This is a genomic window from Mesorhizobium sp. WSM3879 (assembly GCF_002294915.1).
Classification (GTDB): domain Bacteria; phylum Pseudomonadota; class Alphaproteobacteria; order Rhizobiales; family Rhizobiaceae; genus Mesorhizobium.
This window is the reverse complement of the sequence record NZ_NSFZ01000012.1, coordinates 63,724-82,729: the sequence shown is the minus strand read 5'-3', so window position 1 is coordinate 82,729 and position 19,006 is coordinate 63,724. Positions and strand designations below refer to the sequence as shown.

Sequence of the window (19,006 nt, the reverse complement as noted above, 5' to 3'; positions counted from 1 at the left end):
AGTGTTCTCCTTAGCCGTTCGTTTTCTCCGCAATTCCGAACGGAAGCCGCTGCGCATTTTCCTGGAATTGCTCTATGGAACGGCTGGAAGGGATCAGCTTCCGGCTTGTTTGTATATTCACTAGTCGGTATACTTGACGGATGACCGAGAAGCCCAATCCAACCAGGAAACGCCTCGTCGATGCGGCGGCAAAACTCTTCTATGCCGAAGGCATCGGCCGCGTCAGCGTCGATGCCGTGGCGGAAAAGGCGGGGCTGACCAAGCGCACGCTCTACTACCACTTCAAGAGCAAGGACGAGCTGATCACGGCCTATCTCGACAGCCGCGACCAGCCGAACCTCAAGCAGATGGCCGGCTGGTTCGAGGCGGCGCAAGGCGGCGCGGACAAGAAGGTCGCGGCGATCTTCACCCATCTGGCGCGCGTGGCGCGGCACGTCAAATGGAAGGGCTGCGGCTTCCTGCGCACGGCCGCCGAACTCGCCGCGATGCCCGGCCATCCGGCGGTCAAGGCGGGCTCGCGCCATAAGAGCAATTTCGAGAAATGGCTGGCGGGCGAGCTTTCTAGCCATGGCGTGCGCGAGCCGAAGATGCTGGCGCGCGAGATCGTGCTTCTGATGGACGGCGCCTTTTCCAGCATGCTGATCCACCACAATCCCGACTACATCACGGCCGCCGGCCACGCCGCCGCGACGCTGGTGCGGGCGCGAATGGCAGCGGCGTAGACCTCGCCTGGCGTCCTGACCCCGTGGACCGCGACGGGCGAGTCCGGCGGCCTCAGCCGCGCGCTGCCCCCTCCTCTGCCAGCAGCCAGTCGATCATGGTGGCGGCGGGCGCGGGCGGACGGTCCGGTGCGAGAATCGAGAGAGCGCGGCCGGTCGGCACGCGCAATTCGGGAAAAGGCGCCACCAGCGAGCCGGCGGCAAGAGCGCGCGACACCAGCGCCTCATGCCCCATCAAAACGCCGGCGCCGTCGACGGCGGCCTGCACAGCCATGCTGTAGAGCGAGAATTCGGAACCTGTTTCGATCGACGGGCCTTTCACGCCGGCGACTTCGAACCAAAGGCTCCAATCCTCCGTCCAGGTGGTGTCCCAGAGCAGGAACTGCGAGGAAAGTTCGGCCGGCGTCTTCAATTGTCTGGCCAACGCCGGCGCGCAGACAGGAAAGATGACGTCGTCGCAGAGCTTGAAGGATCGGCCGGCGCCCGATCTGGTGAGGAAAATAGCGAGGTCGAAAGGCTCGCGCCGGAAGTCCGGCGGCTCTTCCAGCGCATGGATGGAGGGGCGCAGCATCGGATGCGCCGTGCGCAAGGCCGGCAGCCGCGGCGCCAGCCAGAGCTGCGCGATCGAAGGCAAAGCCGCGACGCTGACCTGCGGCCGGGGCGCCGAGATGCGCAATTCCTGCACGGCGAGCCCCAGGGCGTCGAAGGCGGTGGAAAACGAGGGCAGCGCCGAACGCCCAGCATCGGTGAGGTGGAGGCCTTGCGCATGGCGCACGAAAAGCGGGGAGCCTAGCCAAGCCTCCAGCGCCTTCACCTGATGCGAGACGGCGGCGGGCGTCACGCCGAGTTCGTCCGCCGCCTTGGCAAAGCTTTCATGGCGTGCCGCCGCCTCGAAGGCCCTGAGGGCGTTGAGCGGCGGCATGCGTGGTCGCGGCGGATTGACGGCCATCTGCAGCTTTCCCAATGCCGCGCCGCCTGCCATGACGGCGCGGCAATGCTTCGAGCGAAAGAACGGCGACCACCTGCGCTCGCCTCCAGGACCTCAAGTCTATTTGAGGGCCACCGGAACGAGCTTGCCGTCGACCTTCCGCCACTCAAATACGACGAAGCCCGGCTGCTTGATATCCCCTTTGTCGTCATAGGAAATGGTGCCAAGCACGGTCGGGATAGCCGCTCCCGAATGGAGATACTCGGACGCCGCCTTTGGGTCGTCGACCTTGGCCTTGGCGATCGCCTCGGCGAGGATCTGGGTGGCGGCATAGGCATAGAGCGTGACGGCTTCAGTGGGCACATTCTTCGCCTTCAGGTCGGCAACCGCGTCTTTGGCTTCGGGAAAGCTCGCCGGATCGGGGAAGGACGTCATCAGCGTGCCGGCAGCGCCATCGCCGCCGATGGCGCCGAACTCGCTGTTGGATATGCCGTCGCCGCCCATCAGGACCGTCTTGACGCCCTGGTCGTGCATCTGGCGCACGATGAGGCCGGCCTCTGTGTGCTGGCCGCCGTAATAGACAAGGCCGGCGCCCGCCTCCTTAATCTTGGCGACAAGCGCGCTGTAGTCCTTCTCGCCCGGGTTGATCTCCTCGCGCAGCACCTCCTTGCCGCCGCCGGCATTGTAGCCCTTGGCCATCTCGTCGGCGAGGCCCTTGCCGACCGTCGACTTGTCGTCGACGATCGCGACCTTCTTGCCCGCAAAACGCTCGAGCACGAATTTCGCGGCGATGATGCCCTGCTGGTCGTCGCGGCCGCAGGCCCGGAACGCATCCCATAGGCGTCGCTCTGTCACCATCGGGTTGGTGGCCGTGGGCGTGACGAAGAGCACGCCGTTTTCCGCGTAAATCTCCGAGGCCGGAATGGTGACACCGGAATTGTAGTGGCCGACGACATAGTGCACGCCGTCGGCGACGAACTTGTTGGCGACCGACACGCCCTGCTTAGGGTCGGAGACATCGTCGCCGACCGAGACGCTGAGCTTTTGACCGAGCACGCCGCCATTGGCGTTTATGCGCTGGATCGCCGTCTCGACGCCGACGCGGTACTGCTCGCCATAGGCGGCGTTCGGCCCCGACATCGGGCCGGCGACGCCGAGCACGATATCCGCCCTGGCGACGCCGGCGGCGGCGGCCATCAGGGCAGCAGTCATCAATCGCAGAATCATGCGCATGGTCATTCCCCTTTGTTGAAGAAGGCGGGCTTCTCGCCCGCGGCCCTTGCTTTTGACGAAGCGGGCTCCCTGCCCGCGGGTTCAGGCGCTCAGCTGACGAAATGCAGCTTCGTGAACCGGCGCCGGAATGCACTCACATCCGCCGCGACATCCTCCACGGCATCGTTGCCACGCAGTCCCCTGGCGATGAGGGCGGCAAGCTCGGGCATGTCCTTCTCCGTCATGCCCCAGCGCACGATCTCCGGCGTGCCGAAGCGCAGGCCGTTCATGTCGCCATCGACCCCCGTGACCGGCAGGCCGATGCCGCAGGTGAGGATGTTCGCACGCCTCAGCCGCTTCGCTGCCGCCTGGCCGCCGCCGAACTCCGCCGCCTCGATGGCGAACTGGTGCGAGGCGGTGTGCCCGTTCGCGGTCGAGAACACCGGCAGGCCGCGCTCAGCCAGCGCGCTCGCCAGCGCCTTGGCGGTGCCGGCCATGGCGGCGGCATAGGCGCGGCCATGCGCCTTCCAGTCGAGCATGGTGATGGCCAGGGCGGCGGCCTTGGCGGCATCGAAATTGGCGGTCATGCCGGGAAAGGCGATGCGGTCGAGCTTTTCGGCGATCTCGGCGTCGTTGGTGACGATCAGCCCCGAAGGCGGCCCGCCGAGGCTCTTATAGGTGCTCATCGTCATCAGATGGGCGCCCTCCTCCAGCGGCTGCTGCCAGGCCTGTCCGGCGATCATGCCGCAAAGATGCGCGGCATCGAACAGCACCAGCGCACCGACCTCGTCGGCGATCGCCCTGATTTCCTGGATGGGATGCGGCAGCAGATTGAGGCTGCTGCCGATGGTGATCATCTTCGGCCGGATCTTAAGGGCAAGCGCGCGGAGCCTCTCGACATCGACCGTGTAGCCGCCGGCATCGACGGGCGCGGCATGGATCTCCAGCCCGTACAGACCGGCGCAGCCCGCCACATGATGCGTGACATGGCCGCCGATGGCGGGCGGCGGCGCGATGATGGCGTCGCCTGGCCGCGCCGCGACCATGAAAGCGTAGAGGTTGGCGATGGCGCCGGAAGGGACGCGGATTTCGGCATATTTCGCGCCGAAGACTTGCGCCGCAAGCTCGGCGGCGATGACCTCGATGCGTTCGACGCCCTCCAGCCCCATCTCGTATTTGTCGCCGGGATAGCCGAGCGACGGACGCGAGCCGAGCCGGGCGGCAAGCGCGGCCTCCGCCTTCGGGTTCATCACATTGGTCGCCGGATTGAGGTTGATGCAGTCGGCCTCGTGGATTTGCCGGTTGAGCGCGACGCCGCCCTCTATCGCGGCGAGCACGGCGTCGTTCCCCTGCCCGCTTGTGGCGGTCGCCAGCGCCTGGATAAAATCCTCGCAATGGGCGGGAACCCAGGGCCTGCGGGCAAGAGCGGTCATCGAAGCCTCCCTGTTGCCGGATGCGATGTCCGGCTCGTCAGGGCATGGTGGAGGCTTGGCCGGCCGGGCGCAAACGAGTAGTTCTAGCGGCTAGGCTTAGAAAATTTAGGGGTAAGAATTAGGGCAATGCGCCTGACTTAGGTGGTGCAATGCAGGAAGCGGATGGTCATTATAAGGAGAGTCTTTATAACGGTCGATCTGATCATGACCACCAAGGGGAGACGATGCGCTACATACGTCCGCAATCAATAGAAGAGGCCGCCGGCCTGTTGGCCAGCGCGGCCGGCCCGGCCGCGATCCTTGCCGGAGGCAGCGACCTTCTGGTGAGGATGAAGGGCGGCTTCATCGAGCCCGAGCTGATCGTCGACATCAAGGCGATCGCGGGCCTTAGCGAAATCAAGGAAACGGCAGACGGCTTCAGCATCGGCGCCGCGGTGCCCTGCGCGGTGCTCGGCGAGAACGCGGCGCTGAAGAAGGCCTGGCCAGGCGTCGTCGAGGCGGCCAAGCTGATCGGCTCGAAGCAGGTGCAGGGACGCTGCACAATCGTCGGCAATCTCTGCAACGCCTCGCCCGCCGCCGACAGCGTGCCGGCGTTGGTGGCTGCAGGCGCCAAGGCTGTTGTTGCCGGGCCGAACGGCAGGCGCACGATTCCCGTGGAAGCCGTGCCGACCGGACCGGGCCGTACCTCGCTGGCCAAGGGCGAGATCATCGAGGCGATCCTGCTCGACAAGCGCGCGCCAAATGCGGGCGACGCCTATCAGCGCTTCATTCCGCGCACCGAGATGGACATCGCCGTGGTCAGCGCCGGCGTGAACCTGACGCTCGGCGAGGCGGGCGCGATCAAGTCGGCCCGCGTGGCGCTGGGCGCCGCGGCGCCCACGGTGCTGCTGGTCGAGGAGGCGGCCGAGGTGCTCGTCGGCTCGAAGCTGGATGAGGCGACGCTGGAGCGGCTCGCCAAGATCTGCGCGGGCGCCTGCCGCCCGATCGACGACAAGCGCGGCACCATCGAATTCAGACGGAAAGTTGCGGGTGTGCTGGCGAAGCGTGTCGCCACCACCGCCTATGAGCGTGCAGGAGGCAAATGATGGCCGGTGTAGCGGTTTCAACGACAATCAACGGCGATCACGTCGAATATCTTTGCCAGCCGGACGAGACGCTGCTCGACGTGCTGCGCGACCGGCTGGGACTGACCGGCGCCAAGGAAGGCTGCGGGACCGGCGACTGCGGCGCCTGCAGCGTCATCGTCGACAACCGGCTGGTGTGCTCCTGCTTGGTGCTCGGCGCCGAGGCCGAAGGCCGCCAGATCGAGACCATCGAAGGCATGGCGCATGGCGACCAGCTGCATCCGCTGCAGCAGAAATTCCTCGAGCACGCCGCCTTGCAATGCGGCATCTGCACGCCAGGTTTTTTGATTGCGGCGAAGGATCTGCTCGAGAAGAACCCCTCCCCGACCGAGGAGGAAATCCGCTTCGGGCTCGCCGGCAATCTCTGCCGCTGCACCGGCTATGACAAGATCGTGCGCGCCGTCCAGGACGCGGCAAACGTGATGAAGGGAGCCTGAGATGAATTTCGATCCGCGCTACTCGGGACGCAGCTTCTCATCCGTCGGCACGCGCCCGCTCCGCCCCGACGGCGTCGACAAGGTGACGGGACGCGCCCGCTACGGCGCCGACTTCAACATGGCCGGGCAGCTGGTCGGCCGCGTGCTTCGCAGCCCGCACGCCCACGCGATCATCAAGAAGATCGACACGTCGAAGGCCGAAAAGCTCGCCGGCGTGAAAGCGGTGATCACGGCGAAAGACCTGCCGGACCTGACCGATGGCGATGCCGGCATGTTCGACACCCTCGACAATTGCATGGCGCGCAAGAAGGCGCTCTACGACGGCCATGCCGTGGCCGCGGTGGCGGCGATCGACGCCCGCACCGCCAGGCAGGCGCTGAAGCTGATCGAGGTCGACTATGAGGTGCTGCCGCATGTCACCGACGTCGACGAGGCGATGCAGCACCACGCCCCGCTCATCAACGACGCCATCTTCACCGAGGGGCTGGAGGAAAAGCCGGTCAAGCCGTCCAACGTCTCCAAGCGCACGCAATACGGCCATGGCGACGTGCATCAGGGTTTTGCCCAGGCCGATTTCGTCGTCGAGCGCTCCTTCAAGACCGAGCAGACGCATCAGGGCTATATCGAGCCGCATGCCTGCGTGGCGAGCGTCAATCCCGACGGCACGGCCGATCTCTGGGTCTGCACGCAAGGCCATTTCGTCTACCGCCAGCATTGCGCCCAGCTGCTCGGCCTCGAAGTCTCGAAGCTGCGCGTCACCTCTTCCGAGATCGGCGGCGGCTTCGGCGGCAAGACCCATGTCTGGGCCGAGCCGGTGGCGCTGGCCCTGTCGCGCAAGGCCGGCCGCCCGGTGAAGCTGGTGATGACCCGCGACGAAGTGTTCCGCGCCTCGGGGCCAACCAGCGCCACCTCGATCGACGTCAAGATCGGCGCGAAGAAGGACGGCACCATCACCGCCGCCGAAGCGACGCTGCGCTACACTTGCGGCCCCTATGCCGGCATGTGGGCGGAGATCGGCGCCATGACGGCCTTCGCCTGCTACAAGCTGGAGAACGTCAAGACCGTCGGCTACGAAGTGCTGGTCAACCGGCCGAAGACCGCGGCCTATCGCGCGCCCTCGGCGCCGATGGCGGCGTTCGCGGTGGAAAGCGCGGTCGACGAGCTCGCCAAGGAGATCGGCATCGATCCGGTCGAGTTCCGCATCAAGAACGCGGCGCAGGAAGGCACCCGCGCCTCCTACGGCCCGATCTACGGCCCGATCGGCATCGGACCGACGCTCGAGGCGGTGAAGGAGCACCCGCATATGCGCGCGCCGCTGGCTCAGAACCAGGGCCGCGGCATGGCCTGCGGCTTCTGGTTCAACTTCGGCGGCCAGACCTGCACCGACTTGAACATCGGCATGGACGGCACGGTGTCGCTCGCCGTCGGCACGGTCGACGTCGGCGGTTCGCGCGCGTCGCTGTCGCTGGTGGCGGCGGAAGAGCTCGGCATCGACTACAGCCAGGTCAAGGCGATCGTCGCCGACACTTCCAGCCTCGGTTACAACGACATGACCGACGGCAGCCGCGGCACCTTTTCCTCCTCGATGGCGACCATCTCGGCCGCCCGCAACGCCATCAAGGTGCTGCGCGAGCGCGCCGCGCAGATGTGGGACATCTCGGTCGACGACGTTGCCTGGGAAAAAGGCCATGCGGTCGCCAAGGGCGAGAAGCACGGCAATCTCGGCAAGCTGTCGCTGAAGGAGATCGCCGCACAGTCCGGCAAGACCGGCGGGCCGATCGCCGGCCATAGCGAGCTCGTCGCCGACGGCGCCGGCGTCTCCTTCGCCACCCATATCTGCGACGTCGAGGTCGATCCCGAGACCGGCTCGACCAGGGTGATCCGCTACACGGTGGTGCAGGATGCCGGCAAGGCGGTGCACCCGACCTATGTCGAGGGCCAGTACCAAGGCGGTGCCGCGCAAGGCATCGGCTGGGCGCTCAACGAGGAGTATATCTACGGCAAGGACGGGCGGCTGCAGAACCCAGGCTTCCTCGACTACCGCATCCCGGTCTGCTCCGACCTGCCGATGATCGACACGCAGATCCTGGAAATCCCCAACCCCAACCACCCCTACGGGGTGCGCGGCGTCGGCGAGACCTCGATCGTGCCGCCGCTGGCGGCGATCGCCAATGCGGTGTCGAACGCGGTGGGCGTGCGCATGAGCCACATCCCGATGTCGCCGCCGCGGATTCTTGCCGCGCTCGAGGCCGAACGGGAAGGCTAGCATGCTGAAAAGCGCGAAGCGGTTTTCAGCTCACGTCAGGGTCCAATGAGGATCAGGCGATAATGGTCCAAGTCACGCTCTGGGGCTCGCTCAGCGCCGCCGCCGGAGGCAATGACAAGCTCGACATCGAGGCCAAGGACATCAGGGAACTGTTCCGCAAGCTTGCGGAACAGCATCCCGCGTTCGAACCCCTGCTCGATCGCGGCATCGCGGTCGCGATCGACGGGACGATCTATCGCGACACGTGGTCGAAGGAACTGCCGCCGGGGGCGGAGATTTTCCTTCTGCCGCGGCTGGCGGGGGGATAGGCGGAGCGGCGACCGCCCTCGCCTGTTCGCCGGATTCGCGCTGAGCCTCACCCCTTTGTGACAGCGCCGGCAGTGACCTCATCCTTGTGCGCGGCAAAGGCTTCCAGGACCTCGGTCTTTTCGGCCTTCGGAACCTTGAAGCGGTCGAGCGTCCGCCCCAGTTCCGCTGCGACCTCGTCGAATTCGGCGGGAGAAATCTTCAGCTCCTTGTGGGCCTCCTCGAGGCCGAGCGGCGTCGCGCCCGGCTCGGTGGCCACGAACTTGAAGGGGCCGCCGGAAACATCGCACACCCACAGCGTACGCATGAACTTGAGGCCCGGCAGCCGTTCGAGGTTCTTGGTGTGCCATTTGCGCAGTTGCGGGTTCTTGGACTTCTTGCCGACGATGGGGTTTTTCACGACGGCGTCGCTGAAGTGATCGACCACGGCTGCGATGGCGAACACGCCCCCCAGCCGATCGTATAGACTCTTGTCCGGCGCGGTCTGCTTGGTCTGCGCCAGCGCATCGCCAGCGGGCAATATGGCGGTCGACGCGGCCGCCGCCGCCAGCACGGCGACGACGCTTCGTCTCGAAAGAGAGGTCGAAACAGCCGTTTTCATCTCTGGTACCTCCGTTGGGCCAGAGCCGGCCGCTCTGGCGGCTTCAATGCGTGATTGCGGGACATATGCACTTTGCCTCAAACGGCATCGTATGAGGAGCTAACGAAACTGCGCCCGAAATATTCCTCCGGCGGACCGGCGGCCTGGCGTCTATTCACGATGGCTAAAATTTTGCGTGATGGAGACGGATACATAAACGGCGTCGCGCGTTAATGCGCCTATGGCTGACGGGCTCTTCCATGAATCGTGGCCTCGCGGAAACGGCGAGATGGCGCGATTCATTCGTGAATATCCCTGGTCGGAAAGCCCGCTCGGGCCGATCGAGACATGGACGCTCAGCCTGAGGACGACGGTCGACCTGATGCTCGCCGCCGAAGCCCAGATCGTGCTTTTCTGCGGGCCGGAGTTTGTCGCGCTCTACAATGACGCCTACGCGCCGACCATCGGCGACAAGCATCCGCGGGCGCTCGGCCGCCCCGCCGAGGAAAACTGGTCCGAGCTCTGGACCGACCTCGAGCCGCTGCTGCGCGGCGTTCTCGAAACCGGCGAAACCTTCTCGGCCAAGGACCGGCCTTTCTACATCGAACGATCCGGCCTAGTCGGCGAGACGGTGTATTTCGACATCTCCTATTCCGCGGTGCGGGCGCAGGACGGCACGGTTGAAGCCGTGCTCTGCATCGTTTCGGAAACCACGGCCCGGGTGCTGGCGGCAGCAAAGGTGCGCGAAAGCGAGCAGCGGTTTCGCGCGCTGGTCAATGCCAGCTCCGACGTGGTTTATCGGATGAGCCCGGACTGGCAGGAAATGCATGAGCTGGACGGCCGCGGCTTCCTGTCGAGCGCTCAGGGGCCGGCGATCCGCTGGCGCGACGAATACCTGTTCCCGGAAGACCAGGCGAGCATCCAGGCGGCGATCGAGCGCGCCATCATGGAGCGCGGCGTGTTCGAGCTCGAGCACAGGGTGCGGCGCGCCGACGGGTCCGCCGGCTGGACCACCTCACGGGCAATCCCGATCGTCGATGACACCGGCAGCATCCTGGAATGGTTCGGCATGGCCGCCGACATCACCGAAAAACGGGCGAGCGAACAGCAGATCCAACTCTTGATGCGCGAGGTGAACCACCGCGTCAAAAACCAGTACGCCGTGATCCTTTCCATGATCCGCGAGACGAGCAAACGCGCGACGGACCCGCGCGCGTTCGAACACCAGATCCGCGAACGCATCATGGCGCTGTCGCGCTCGCACGACCTCTTGGTGCTCAACGACTGGCGCGGCGCAGGCATGGCCGACCTTGTGCGCGAACATTTGCGGCCGTTCGGACACGAAGAGCGCATCTCGCCATCCGGGCCGGACGTGACGCTGCGGCTGAACGCGGTGCAGAACATCGGCATGGCGCTGCATGAGCTGGGCACCAACGCGACGAAATACGGCGCCCTGGCCGGCGACGCCGGAACCGTGCGAATGGACTGGCGGGTAGCACCGGCCCCCGAAGGCAGCGACTTCGAGCTGGTCTGGGAGGAACATTTTTCCGAACCTGCCGCGGCCGCCGATGCCAAGCCGCACAAAGGCTTCGGCAGCGTCGTTCTCCAACGCGTCGTCCCCACCAGCCTCTCCGGCAGCGCCTCCATGGAACGGCTGCCCGGCCTCGTTCGCTGGACGCTCTCGGCGCCGCTCGCCAACGTGGTTGTCGCCCGCGGGGCGGAGCTGGACGGCGATGAGCAGATCGCCGGGCTGACGTGAGGGCGGCTGCATCCTGAGGGGACCGACCGGACGGCCGGCCGCAACGCCTCGGGACCCGCTGCGCCGCCGAGCCTGCCGTATCGCCGCACGTCGCTGGCCTGCGCTGCTCCCATTTTTGCTTTCCCCTTCCCCGCTTTTTTAGAACAGAAAAGCGCCAGCTTTTCTGTTCTGGACGCTGGATATTTGGACTCTGGATTCTGGCTTATGGATTATGGGGCTTATCCCAGGCCTTAACCCCTGGCTTATCCAAGCGCAGAATTCCGTCACGCTTCCAAAGGCTTGGGCTACGGGTCCTCAGCATGCCTTTGAAGCGCGTGCGCACGGGCCGGCGATCTCCTGTTGCTGTCTGCCAATAGTGAACAAAATAGGAACAAAAATGTCAAGCCGGGCACCGCTGCAGGGGCTGGCGATCGTCGCCTTTGCCGCCGTCGGCTTCCCGATGCCGAGGCATTCAAGGAGGCACGCTGGCAGCCCGCCGGCGTCTGATGGCAGAGAGATGCGGCTGGCCTGCTGCAGCCAGCCGCGGCCGGCGGCTCATGAACTCTTTGCTGCGGATCCGCTCTCCACATCATCCAGCCCCTTGGCCTTGTAGACGAGGTAGGAGATCGCCCAGGCGGCGATGAAGATGCCGATAATGGCGAAGCCCAGATTGTTGAAATTGTCGTTGAGCGTGCCGACGCCGTTCCAGAAGCCGCCCGACAGACCAAACTTGTCACCGATCAGGCCGAGCGCCTCGATGCCGCCGATCAGCACTGCGACAAGGACCGACACCAGGGTGATCGTCATGTTGTAGTACAGTTTGCGGATCGGCTTGACGAAGGCCCACTCATAGGCGCCGAGCATCATCACACCATCGGTCGTGTCAACCAGTGACATACCGGCCGCGAAAAGCACCGGGAAGACCAGAATGGCTTCGAACGGCACGCCCTTGGCCGCTTGTGCCGCGGACACGCCGAACATGGCGACTTCGGTCGCGGTGTCGAAGCCAAGGCCGAAGAGGAAACCAAGTGGGAACATGTGCCAGCTGCGCGACACCAGCCGGAACATCGGGCGGAAGACGCGGGCCAGGAAGCCGCGATTGTTGAGCAGCAGGTCCAGATCCTCCTCGACAAACGCCCCACCGGCCCGCACCCGCCGATAGCTTCTGTAGATCGAGAAGAAGATGACGATGTTCATCGCCGCGATGGCGAGCAGGAAGAGTGCGGAAACGCCGGTACTGATCGTGCCGCCAATCTCCTGAAGGCTCTGGAAACGGCCGAGCAGGGACGTTGCTGCCGCGATGGCCGCAGCGACAATGACGACGATCGTCGAATGGCCGAGTGCGAAAAAGAAGCCGACGGAGACCGGCCGTTTGCCGTTCTGCATCAGCTTGCGCGTGACGTTGTCGATGGCCGCTATGTGGTCGGCGTCGACGGCATGGCGCAAGCCGAGGCCATAAATAACGAGAGCGACGCCAAGCAATGTCGGCTTGTCGTGGAAGGCGACGAAAGCCCACAGCCACGCCCCGACGTTCAGAACGGCGAGCGCGCCGTAGATTGTTATCAGTCTGGCCTTCAGGTCGGGCGCGCTTTTGTTCAGCATTTTCGATAGTTGGATCAGCATGGTTCTGCCTTTGACGTTGCCTGTCATCGCAGGGAACTCGCCCCGCCGTCCGGCCAGGCGCGCACACCGGATCACCCCGTCCGATGTTCTGCTTTGACGTCCATGATGGCAGGTCTCCTGGCTCGCGGATTGCCGCCGCTTTCGCCTTCCCGGCCCATGCAGCCAGTGGCATCGTGAAAACGGCATGCCGCTTACAGTTGCGGGGGCAGCCACGGCTTTGGATTTCTCCGCACCGCGTTCCCTTTTGATCCCCGAAGGGAACCATCAGCGCGAATTCGCCACACCGCGGTTGGCCAGTCAATCGACAACTCCGACGGCCAGAGGCCCCTCACGCCATCGTGACGAGAGGGCTGCGCCCCCCTCACACCCCCAGCGTCGGCTCGGTATTCACCTCCAGCGCCTCTTCGGCCTCGTCCTCTTCGTCAAGCACGTCGCCCTTCACCGGCAGCGCCTGGCCGATCCAGATCGGGTCGATAAGGTGGTCACGCTTGGGGTTGGTGGTGTTGGGATGGATGAGGATGCTTAGGCCGCCATGGTTCAGCATCAGCCAGGGAACCAGCGTGGCAAAGATCTCGGTCGCGAAGGAGACCTGGTACATGGCTTGCTGGTGCGGGCCGACCGGCTCGTCGCGCCAATTGCCCAGGCGCACGCGGAAACGCTCTGCGATGCGCTGGCGCAGCCATTCGGCATGCTGCCGCTCGGCCTGCCCGCCGTAGTAGATATGGGCGTGATAGCTGGCGATCTCGGCGATCGGCCTGACTTCGTTCATCGCAATGCTCCCCTTCGATGATTTTTTGCGCCCGGCGGAACTCTAGCCGAAGCGCGGGCGCCTTGTCTGCAGCCGGCTGAGATCCGGACTGCGGTCGGCAGGGTTGTCGGATATGGCGCTCCCCCGCTCCGTCTCGGCTGCGCCGAGCCACCTCTCCCTTCCACCTTGTGGGGGCGAGGAATTGCCAAACCGCCGAGGTTGCAACCGGCAGGAAGGATGGCAACGGCCGTTGTGCCTTTGGCCTAAATCACCGCGGTGACCGCGCCCTTCGCATTTAGGCGGCAGCCGACTTTCGCCTGCCTCACTTCGATGCCGCCTCGCCTGTCATAGTCTATGCGCACCTCGATCGGCGCGTTGAGCCCGCTTCGGCGTTGACGCAAGGGGCCGGCGCTGACCGTGTAAACACGCACGGCGCCGAGGGGCTTGGCGGCCGCCGTGATCGCGGCGCGACAGGCGCGCACCACGGCGGCCGGCGTGCCCCGTATCGCCTTCGGAGGTGACAGCGGCGCGATGCGATAGCCTTTGGTGACCCGCCGGAGGTCGCCGCCGGCGGATCTGGAGGGCCTCAGCACTGGAGGCAGCACAATGGTCTGCGTCGCGCTCTTGGCCAAAGCAGGGGCTGTCGGCACCGCGGCCGGGTTCTGCGCAGAGGCAGCCGATCCGCTGACGGCGGAAGGATCGTCGCCCGCGGCGGCGCCGCCCACGCTTGTCGAAACGCCTGTGCTGGTGCTGCCCAGATTGCCGCCGGCATTGACGCCGAGCGATCCGCCGCCAGTCGATGCGCCGACGTTTGCGCCGCCGACACCGTCGGCACTGGCGCCCACGCCCGCCGACACGCCTTGCGAACCGGCGCCCAATCCGGCGCCCACGCCGATGCCGCCGACCTTGCCGCCGACGCCGACGTCAAGCGCCGAGGCAGGCCCGATCGGGATGGCGATCGCCAGCGCGGCTGCTAGGTATTTTTTCATGGCCAGACCTTTGTTCCAAGGCCAACCTTGTGTGGCTCCTCATCGAGCGTCCGCTCGACAGCGGTCTGCGAAGCCTTCGTCGCGCGAATGCGTGCCGAGCGATGGCGACTTCTCGCCCTGCCAGGCATCGGCCTCGGCGGTGACCGGCGCGGCTGGAGGCCGCTCGAAAGACGAATGATAGAAAAGCGGTCTCGGCAACGCCAAGCACTGAAAAAGGCTTAGGACTTCTCCTTTCAACTTAGCTGTCGACAGCAGGGCAAGTTTGAGCTCGCCTACGCGCTGCTAACGGGCAACTTTCAAATTAGTTTCAACTAAAATGCAACAGAACAAGGACACCACCGTGCCAGCGCCGGTTGCTGATGCCGACGCCGGGCTCTCGTCGGAGTGGCCCCGTCTCGCTTCGCCGGGCCAATTCTCCCCCACCTCCTGGCGTGCGCCGGCCTGGAGGCTTGAGAGTCGCCCAGGGCGGCAAGGCGCCCGCGCTACCGGCTCGAAGCCGCAACGCTCATCGCGCTGGCCGACAAGGACGCGGTGCTGGTCGGCCAGGCCGACCTGTTGCGATCGATGGTCGAGGGTGCGGCCGGCGATGCGATCCTGGCCAACAAGCGCGAGATCGAGACCGGCATCGCCGCCATCAGCGCCACATTGCGCGACAGGCAATCGTTCCTGCTGTGAGGGCCGGCTAGGCCTTGCCCCTGGAGCGCCTCACGCCTTTTGACTGGTGAGGCGCTCGAGCGCATCGACGATCAGGTCGCAGAATTTCGCATGGTCGAGCTTCATCGCCACGGTGTGGCGGAAATCGACCTGCTCGCTCGCCGTGCCGCCGAAATGGCGCATGCCGCCCAGCTTCTCGAAATTGCAGACCGTCATGCCCTTGGTCCAGCGTCCGGCAAGCTCGACGCGGATATCGGCCTTCTCGGTGGTGAAGACGCCTGCATCGATCATCGCCGCCACGCAGCAGGCGTCATGGACGGCGGGATAGGCTATCTGCAGCAGGCCGCCATGCGTGGTCGCGATGAATTCCCAGATGTCGAGGATGAATTTGGCGATCGGCCCGCCGACGGCGCGCACCCTGTCCTGCAGGTCGGGGGTGGCCAAGGCCTGGTGCGTGAGGTCGAGCCCCACCATGGTGACGTCCCAAGCGGCGCGGAACACCACGTCGGCGGCCTCCGGGTCGGCATAGACGTTGAACTCGGCCGCCGGCGTGATGTTGCCGCGCGTGAAACTTCCGCCCATCGCGACGACCCGCTTCACCCGCTCGACGATGCGCGGCTCCTTGCGCACGGCTAGAGCGATGTTGGTGTAGGGCCCGACCGGCACCAGCGTGACGGTTTTCGGCTCATGCGCCATGACCGTCTCGATGATGAAGTCGACGGCATGGCGCTGGTCGAGCTCGAACGAGGCGGGCGGCAGCTCCGGGCCGTCCAGCCCGGTCTCGCCGTGGATCTCGACGGCCAGCACCTGGTCGATGATCAGCGGTCCGGGAGAGCCTTTCGCCACCGGCACCTTTATGCCGTAGGCCGTGCAGACGGAGAGCGCGTTGCGCGTGGTGTTCTCGACATTGTGGTTGCCCGAAACCGTGGTGATGCCGAGAAGGTCGATATTCGGGTTGCCGGCCGCAAGCAGGATGGCGATGGCATCGTCGTGCCCCGGATCGCAGTCGAGGATGATCTTTTCCATGGGGTCGCCTCTCCCTGGCCTGCGGCGATTACAGACCGGGCCTCTGGTGACGTCAAGGTTGCCGCCTGGCGGAAGTGCGACCCCTGCGGTCCGATCACCATCTCGGGACGCTCTTGCCGCCCTTGCCTTAATGCCGCCTCAGCGGGCCTGGCCTCCTCTCGCTCCGCTCCCCCACAGCGCCCGCGCGAACACGTTGCGCTTGCCCTTGCGCGGCGCCAGCTCCACATCGCTGACCAGTTTCGCGCCGCCCTCGCGGCGCTCCAGCGTGATCTTGCGGCTGTGGAAGGCTTCCAGCTCGGCGCGGTGGGCGACGCTGATGACGGTGACCTTGGGCAATGCCTGGATCACCGTCTGCATCATCTTGTCCTGGCTCTTCTCGTCCAGCGCCGAGGTCGCCTCGTCCAGCACGACGATGTCTGGCTCGTGCAGCAGCAGGCGCGCGAAAGCGAGGCGCTGCTTTTCGCCGCCGGAGAGCGTCTGGTCCCACGGCGCCTCTTCCTCGATCCTGTCGCGCAGGTAGCCGAGGCCTACCTTGTCGAGGGCGGCGTCGATCTCGTCCACCGTCCAGTTGTCGGCGGCGGCCGGATAGGCGACCGCGCGCCGCAGCGTGCCGGTCGGGATGTAGGGGCGTTGCGGCAACATGAACAGCCGCTTGCCGGCATGGAAATTGACGCTGCCGCCGCCCCAGGGCCACAGGCCCGCGACGGCCCGCACCAGCGTCGACTTGCCGGTGCCGGATTCGCCGGCGACCAGCACCCGCTCGCCCGGGTTGATCTCGACCTTCGTCTCCTTGACCACGCCGGTGCCGTCGTTGAGGGTGACGGAGAGATCGTCCAGGCTGAGCATGGCGCCGTTTTGCGTCTCGCCGCGCCGGATGCGCCCAAAGGACTCGCTCTCTTCGGCGCGCTCCAGCCCGTCGAGCGACATCATCAGCGAAGCGACGCGGCGCGCCGAGGCGTTCCAATCGGCCAGGCGCGGATAATTGTCGACCAGCCAGCCGAACGCGCCTTGCACGATGGCAAAGGCGGAGGCCGCCTGCATGACCTGGCCGAGCGACATCGAGCCTTCGAGGAATTTCGGCGCGCAGAGCAGCACCGGCACCACCGGCGCGAACAGCATCGACCCTTGCGAGACAATCGCGGTGCGCATGTGCTGTCCGGTCAGCAGCGCCCATTGCCTCAGCACATGGCCGAAATTCCTGTCGATTCCGCTGCGCTCCTCCGCCTCGCCGCCGAGCAGCGCGATGCTCTCGCCGTTCTCGCGCACGCGTGTCAGCGTGTAGCGGAATTCGGCTTCCGCCTGGTTCTTGCGCTCCGAAAGCTGCACGAAATGGCGGCCGATGACCACCATCGAGGTCGAGGTGATGGCGGCATAGATGACCGCGGTGACGACGAGGAAGCCGGGGATGGTGATGCTCTCGCGGCCGAGCGGCAAGGTGAGCGCGCCGCCGATGGTCCACAGAACGACGATGAAGGTCGAGGCCGCCAGAAAGGCGTTGAGGACGCCGGAGATGAAATCGACGGGGGACTCGGTGGCGATGCGCAGATCTTCGGTGAGACGGGCTTCGGGGTTCGAGTGGTCGCCGGCGACGAGATTGAGCTGATAGTAGCGGCCGCTGGCCAGCCAGCGCGCGATGACAGATGTGGTGAGCCAGGAGCGCCAGCGGCGCTGGATCGTCATACGCAGGTAGACCTGAACGACGACGAGGCTGGCGCTTCCGGCGACCAGCGGCACGAAGACGGCGCTCAGCATATAGACGGTGTGGACATTGCGCTGCTCGATGGCGTCGAAGAAGGCGCGGTTCCAGACATTGATGCCATACTGGAAGCCGACATTGACGCAGATCAGGACCAGCAGCCCAATCGTAAACGGCCAGGCGAGCTTGTCGCCATTCCGGCCCCAGTAGCCGCGCCCGCTGATCCAGAACCGCCTAAACAGGTACTTCCTGCGCGCCTGCTCGGCCTCCTCGGGCGTCAGCTTCGGACCGGGCTCGACGGATTCCGGCGGCGGCGGCGCCGGTTCGCCGACGGCCTCCGGCGTGGCTTCGGCCGGCTCCTCGTGCTCGGGCGATTGCTTCGGGTGCGACTTCTCTTCGCGGGGCCTTTCCGGGTGCAAACTTTCCGGCGGCGACTTTTCCGGCCGCGTCTTGCCGGGGGGTGCTTTCGCTGCGCCCGTCTTTGCGGGGCGCGACTTCCCGGCACCGCGCGGCTGGGCGCCGTCGGCCGATCTTGGCTTGAGCTTTGCTTCAGACATCAGCCGACAACGGCTCAAAAATCAGAAGGTTTCACGATCCCGGCGAGACATGTTGCCTGCCCGCTCGGGCCTCGACCTCACCTCACCCGGCAAAACCCCGCCGCGCGGCGGCCATGCCCTCCCACATCAGCTTGATCCCGAGCGCGCCGACCACGGCGCCGGCGGCGCGGTCGATCCAGTGCTTGGTGCCGAGATAGGCCGCGCGCGGCCGGCTGGAGGAAAAGGCGAAGGCGACGACCGCGTACCAGACGAATTCGTTGAGGAAGAGCAGCGGCGGCAGGACGAAGAGCATCCAGAGCGGCGGCGAGGCCGGAAGCATGGCCGCGAACATCGAGGCGTAGAAGATCGCCGTCTTCGGATTGGCGAGCTGGACCAGAAGCGCGCGACGCAGCGCCCGCCAGAACGAGCCGGCGCGCGCCGAGGCATCGTTCGCGATCTCGATCGGCTGATTGGCGCCGCGCCAGATCTTTATGCCGATCCACAGCAGATAGGCGCCGCCGGCGACGCGCAGGAAAATGTCCAGCCAGGCGACCTGGACGAGCAGCGCGGTCAGGCCCGCGACCGCGATGATGGCGAAGATGAAGCCGCCGATCCCCATGCCGATCGCCGCCGCCAGGCCATCCGTACGCTCGCCGGCCACCGCGATGCGCGAGACGACGACGAAGCTCGGCCCCGGGCTCATCGCCCCCAGCAGGAAAACGCCAAGGATGGAAAGGATGGTTGCAATCTCGGACAAGGCTTCCTCCGCAGGTCGGCTGCAATTGCCTGCGCAGTACAATGCACGCGCCGCGCGCCTTGTCACCATCCTGGCGGGCGATCGGCGAGCGCGAGCATGCCGAGACGGCGTCTGGTCAGGCTGGAGCCGCGCCCTATGTCTTCCGCGGCCCGTCCAGCCATCGGGCAAAACACCGCCTTTTGCGGAACAAGCGGCAACTGCTTGGGTTGGCAGCCGTGTTCAGCAGTCGTACGG

17 protein-coding genes and 1 riboswitch are annotated in these 19,006 nt (G+C 65.8%); of the genes, 7 read left to right on the top strand and 10 right to left on the bottom strand.

Annotated features, from left to right (window positions below):
- The first annotated feature begins 140 nt into the window (after positions 1–140).
- Positions 141–722, top strand: coding sequence for a TetR/AcrR family transcriptional regulator (locus tag CK218_RS23690; protein WP_066997130.1), 582 nt, complete (start codon positions 141–143; stop codon positions 720–722).
- Between the two features lie 52 nt (positions 723–774).
- Here the strand turns inward: CK218_RS23690 and CK218_RS23685 are convergent, their stop codons facing one another.
- The 3 genes from CK218_RS23685 to CK218_RS23675 form a co-directional block, all read right to left on the bottom strand.
- A complete protein-coding gene (locus CK218_RS23685; protein WP_245435166.1) occupies positions 775–1,668 on the bottom strand; it encodes a LysR family transcriptional regulator in 894 nt (297 codons plus the stop codon).
- Between the two features lie 99 nt (positions 1,669–1,767).
- Positions 1,768–2,886 (bottom strand): branched-chain amino acid ABC transporter substrate-binding protein, encoded by a 1,119-nt coding sequence (locus CK218_RS23680; RefSeq protein ID WP_095829074.1) that lies wholly within the window; start codon positions 2,884–2,886, stop codon positions 1,768–1,770.
- 83 nt (positions 2,887–2,969) lie between these two features.
- A complete protein-coding gene (locus CK218_RS23675) occupies positions 2,970–4,292 on the bottom strand; it encodes an aminotransferase class I/II-fold pyridoxal phosphate-dependent enzyme (RefSeq protein ID WP_095829073.1) in 1,323 nt (440 codons plus the stop codon).
- Between the two features lie 224 nt (positions 4,293–4,516).
- Between CK218_RS23675 and CK218_RS23670 the strand changes: the two genes are divergently transcribed.
- The 4 genes from CK218_RS23670 (at position 4,517) to CK218_RS23655 (ending at position 8,427) form a co-directional block, all read left to right on the top strand.
- Positions 4,517–5,377 carry a xanthine dehydrogenase family protein subunit M gene (locus CK218_RS23670; RefSeq protein WP_066997123.1) on the top strand — a complete coding sequence of 287 codons (861 nt, stop codon included), beginning with the start codon at positions 4,517–4,519 and terminating at the stop codon, positions 5,375–5,377.
- On the top strand, positions 5,377–5,853 hold the full coding sequence (locus tag CK218_RS23665) for a (2Fe-2S)-binding protein (protein WP_066997187.1): 477 nt from the start codon (positions 5,377–5,379) through the stop codon (positions 5,851–5,853). The genes CK218_RS23670 and CK218_RS23665 overlap by 1 nt, the downstream gene beginning before the upstream one ends.
- A gap of 1 nt (position 5,854) precedes the next feature.
- A complete protein-coding gene (locus CK218_RS23660) occupies positions 5,855–8,119 on the top strand; it encodes a xanthine dehydrogenase family protein molybdopterin-binding subunit (protein ID WP_095829072.1) in 2,265 nt (754 codons plus the stop codon).
- A 62-nt stretch (positions 8,120–8,181) separates the two neighbouring features.
- A complete protein-coding gene (locus tag CK218_RS23655) occupies positions 8,182–8,427 on the top strand; it encodes a MoaD/ThiS family protein (protein WP_095829071.1) in 246 nt (81 codons plus the stop codon).
- Between the two features lie 47 nt (positions 8,428–8,474).
- Here CK218_RS23655 and CK218_RS23650 read toward each other — a convergent pair whose 3' ends face one another.
- Positions 8,475–8,978, bottom strand: coding sequence for a group 1 truncated hemoglobin (locus tag CK218_RS23650; RefSeq protein ID WP_245435165.1), 504 nt, complete (start codon positions 8,976–8,978; stop codon positions 8,475–8,477).
- A 316-nt stretch (positions 8,979–9,294) separates the two neighbouring features.
- Here CK218_RS23650 and CK218_RS23645 point away from each other — a divergent pair, with 316 nt between their 5' ends.
- Complete coding sequence (locus CK218_RS23645) at positions 9,295–10,764, top strand: HWE histidine kinase domain-containing protein (RefSeq protein WP_179294581.1); 1,470 nt, start codon at positions 9,295–9,297, stop codon at positions 10,762–10,764.
- 534 nt (positions 10,765–11,298) lie between these two features.
- Here CK218_RS23645 and CK218_RS23640 read toward each other — a convergent pair.
- From CK218_RS23640 to CK218_RS23630, 3 genes are all read right to left on the bottom strand, one after another.
- Entirely contained in the window at positions 11,299–12,366 is a 1,068-nt protein-coding gene (locus CK218_RS23640; protein WP_095829121.1) for a HoxN/HupN/NixA family nickel/cobalt transporter, read from the bottom strand.
- A gap of 89 nt (positions 12,367–12,455) precedes the next feature.
- Positions 12,456–12,647, bottom strand: a riboswitch (cobalamin riboswitch).
- 80 nt (positions 12,648–12,727) lie between these two features.
- The gene (locus CK218_RS23635) at positions 12,728–13,135 is read right to left on the bottom strand and encodes a DOPA 4,5-dioxygenase family protein (protein WP_095829068.1); all 408 of its coding nucleotides are present in this window, start codon (positions 13,133–13,135) and stop codon (positions 12,728–12,730) included.
- A 242-nt stretch (positions 13,136–13,377) separates the two neighbouring features.
- Positions 13,378–14,103 (bottom strand): hypothetical protein, encoded by a 726-nt coding sequence (locus CK218_RS23630; protein WP_066997102.1) that lies wholly within the window; start codon positions 14,101–14,103, stop codon positions 13,378–13,380.
- A 531-nt stretch (positions 14,104–14,634) separates the two neighbouring features.
- On the opposite strand from CK218_RS23630, the gene CK218_RS30755 reads away from it, so the two are divergent.
- Positions 14,635–14,778 carry a hypothetical protein gene (locus tag CK218_RS30755; protein ID WP_156752689.1) on the top strand — a complete coding sequence of 48 codons (144 nt, stop codon included), beginning with the start codon at positions 14,635–14,637 and terminating at the stop codon, positions 14,776–14,778.
- A gap of 30 nt (positions 14,779–14,808) precedes the next feature.
- On the opposite strand, the gene CK218_RS23625 is transcribed toward CK218_RS30755, so the two are convergent.
- From CK218_RS23625 to CK218_RS23615, 3 genes are all read right to left on the bottom strand, one after another.
- Entirely contained in the window at positions 14,809–15,783 is a 975-nt protein-coding gene (locus tag CK218_RS23625; RefSeq protein WP_095829067.1) for a nucleoside hydrolase, read from the bottom strand.
- A 138-nt stretch (positions 15,784–15,921) separates the two neighbouring features.
- Positions 15,922–18,036: an ABC transporter ATP-binding protein/permease gene (locus tag CK218_RS23620; protein WP_095829066.1), complete on the bottom strand. Its 2,115-nt coding sequence runs from the start codon at positions 18,034–18,036 to the stop codon at positions 15,922–15,924.
- A gap of 82 nt (positions 18,037–18,118) precedes the next feature.
- Positions 18,119–18,718: a LysE family transporter gene (locus CK218_RS23615; protein WP_245435173.1), complete on the bottom strand. Its 600-nt coding sequence runs from the start codon at positions 18,716–18,718 to the stop codon at positions 18,119–18,121.
- Between the last annotated feature and the right edge of the window lie 288 nt (positions 18,719–19,006).

Bases quoted from the DNA above. Each gene is read 5' to 3' on its own strand.
- CK218_RS23690 (WP_066997130.1), top strand. From the start codon at position 141: ATGACCGAGAAGCCCAATCCAACCAGGAAACGCCTCGTCGATGCGGCG.
- CK218_RS23655 (WP_095829071.1), top strand. From the start codon at position 8,182: ATGGTCCAAGTCACGCTCTGGGGCTCGCTCAGCGCCGCCGCCGGAGGC.
- CK218_RS23645 (WP_179294581.1), top strand. From the start codon at position 9,295: ATGGCGCGATTCATTCGTGAATATCCCTGGTCGGAAAGCCCGCTCGGG.
- CK218_RS23665 (WP_066997187.1), top strand. From the start codon at position 5,377: ATGGCCGGTGTAGCGGTTTCAACGACAATCAACGGCGATCACGTCGAA.
- CK218_RS23670 (WP_066997123.1), top strand. From the start codon at position 4,517: ATGCGCTACATACGTCCGCAATCAATAGAAGAGGCCGCCGGCCTGTTG.
- CK218_RS23685 (WP_245435166.1), bottom strand. From the start codon at position 1,668: ATGGCCGTCAATCCGCCGCGACCACGCATGCCGCCGCTCAACGCCCTC.
- CK218_RS23625 (WP_095829067.1), bottom strand. From the start codon at position 15,783: ATGGAAAAGATCATCCTCGACTGCGATCCGGGGCACGACGATGCCATC.
- CK218_RS23640 (WP_095829121.1), bottom strand. From the start codon at position 12,366: ATGCTGATCCAACTATCGAAAATGCTGAACAAAAGCGCGCCCGACCTG.
- CK218_RS23675 (WP_095829073.1), bottom strand. From the start codon at position 4,292: ATGACCGCTCTTGCCCGCAGGCCCTGGGTTCCCGCCCATTGCGAGGAT.
- CK218_RS23660 (WP_095829072.1), top strand. From the start codon at position 5,855: ATGAATTTCGATCCGCGCTACTCGGGACGCAGCTTCTCATCCGTCGGC.
- CK218_RS23680 (WP_095829074.1), bottom strand. From the start codon at position 2,886: ATGACCATGCGCATGATTCTGCGATTGATGACTGCTGCCCTGATGGCC.
- CK218_RS23630 (WP_066997102.1), bottom strand. From the start codon at position 14,103: ATGAAAAAATACCTAGCAGCCGCGCTGGCGATCGCCATCCCGATCGGG.
- CK218_RS23615 (WP_245435173.1), bottom strand. From the start codon at position 18,718: ATGAGCCCGGGGCCGAGCTTCGTCGTCGTCTCGCGCATCGCGGTGGCC.
- CK218_RS23635 (WP_095829068.1), bottom strand. From the start codon at position 13,135: ATGAACGAAGTCAGGCCGATCGCCGAGATCGCCAGCTATCACGCCCAT.
- CK218_RS23620 (WP_095829066.1), bottom strand. From the start codon at position 18,036: ATGTCTGAAGCAAAGCTCAAGCCAAGATCGGCCGACGGCGCCCAGCCG.